This is a genomic window from Pseudomonas sp. R62 (genome assembly GCF_000257605.1).
Lineage (GTDB): Bacteria > Pseudomonadota > Gammaproteobacteria > Pseudomonadales > Pseudomonadaceae > Aquipseudomonas > Aquipseudomonas atacamensis.
Window position 1 is genome coordinate 1 of the sequence record NZ_AHZM01000852.1, and the last position, 1614, is coordinate 1614.

General features: G+C 61.9%; 2 protein-coding genes. Both read right to left on the minus strand.

Features of this window, described 5'->3' with window-relative positions:
- Positions 1–948 (minus strand): siroheme synthase CysG (cysG, locus tag OQK_RS00545; RefSeq protein WP_016770648.1); only part of this gene is annotated, 948 nt, incomplete at its 3' end.
- Positions 949–1614: serine--tRNA ligase (serS, locus tag OQK_RS00550; protein WP_016770649.1), on the minus strand; the 666-nt coding region annotated here is incomplete at its 5' end.

Below are 1614 nucleotides of genomic sequence, written 5' to 3' on the forward strand. Positions count from 1 at the left end.
CTCTTCGATCTCTTCGCCACCGCGGCCGAAGATAAACGGATCGCCACCCTTCAACCGCACCACACGCTTGCCGGCCTTGGCCAGATCGACCAGTTGCTGGTTGATCTGATCCTGCGGCACGGCGTGTTCGGAGCGACGCTTGCCGACATACACCCGCTCGGCATCGCGACGGCACAACTCGAGAATCGCCGGCGCCACCAGACGGTCATAGAGCACCACATCGGCTTGCTGCATCAGACGCAGCGCGCGGAAGGTCAACAGATCCGGATCACCGGGGCCGGCACCGACCAGATAAACCTCGCCAGTGGTGACCATGGGCTCGCCATCGACCTTGGCCTGCAACAGGCGCTCGGCTTCAGCGCCCTGCCCGGCCAGTTGACGATCGGCAATCGGGCCTTGGAAAACGTCTTCCCAGAAGCCGCGACGCTGCTGAACATCCGGAAACAGGTTTTTCACCTGATTGCGAAAACGCGCAGCCAATCCAGCCAACTGACCGTAAGTGGAAGGAATCCAGGTTTCGATTTTCGCGCGGATCAGACGCGCCAGTACCGGCGCATCGCCGCCGCTGGACACGGCGATGATCAACGGCGAGCGATCGACGATCGCCGGGAAGATCACGCTGCACAAGGCCGGCGCATCGACCACGTTGACCGGCACGCAACGGCGGTGGGCGTCGGTGGAGACTTGCGCGTTGAGCGTTTCGTCGTCGGTAGCGGCAATGATCAGCCCGCAACCGTCCAGATCCGTTTCGGCGTAACCGCGCAACAGGCATTCACCGCCGCTGGTAGCGACCAGTTCAGCCAGTTGCGTTTCGATTTCAGGTGCGACCACCCGCAGCAGCGCACCGGCATCGGCCAGCAGGCGGGATTTGCGCAAGGCAATTTCCCCCCCACCGACAACCAACACACGACTGCCGCGCAGGTTGTGAAACAGCGGCAGATATTTCATTTAGCCGATGACCTCGAGGCCACCCATGTACGGCTTGAGCACGTCCGGTACGCGGATAGAACCGTCGGCCTGCTGGTAGTTTTCCAGCACGGCAACCAGAGTGCGACCGACCGCCAGGCCGGAACCGTTCAAGGTGTGCACCAGCTCGGGCTTGCCAGTTTCCGGGTTGCGGAAACGCGCCTGCATGCGCCGCGCCTGGAAGTCGCCGCAGTTGGAGCACGAGGAGATTTCGCGGTATTTGTCCTGGCTCGGAATCCACACTTCCAGGTCATAGGTCTTGACCGCGCTGAAGCCCATGTCGCCGGTGCACAGCGCCAGGGTGCGGTAAGGCAGACCGAGCAGTTGCAGAACCTTTTCGGCGTTGGCGGTCAGGCCTTCCAGCGCTTCCATCGATTGCGATGGCTCGACGATCTGGACCATTTCGACTTTGTCGAACTGGTGCTGGCGGATCATGCCACGCGTGTCGCGGCCCGACGCACCGGCTTCGCTGCGGAAGCATGGGGTATGGGCGACGAACTTGATCGGCAGCAGTTTCGAATCGACGATTTCGCCGGCAACGATGTTGGTCAGCGACACTTCGGCAGTCGGGATCAGGTACAGATCGGCTTCGCCTTCGCGGGCAATCTTGAACAGATCCTCTTCGAACTTTGGCAACTGGCCGGTGCC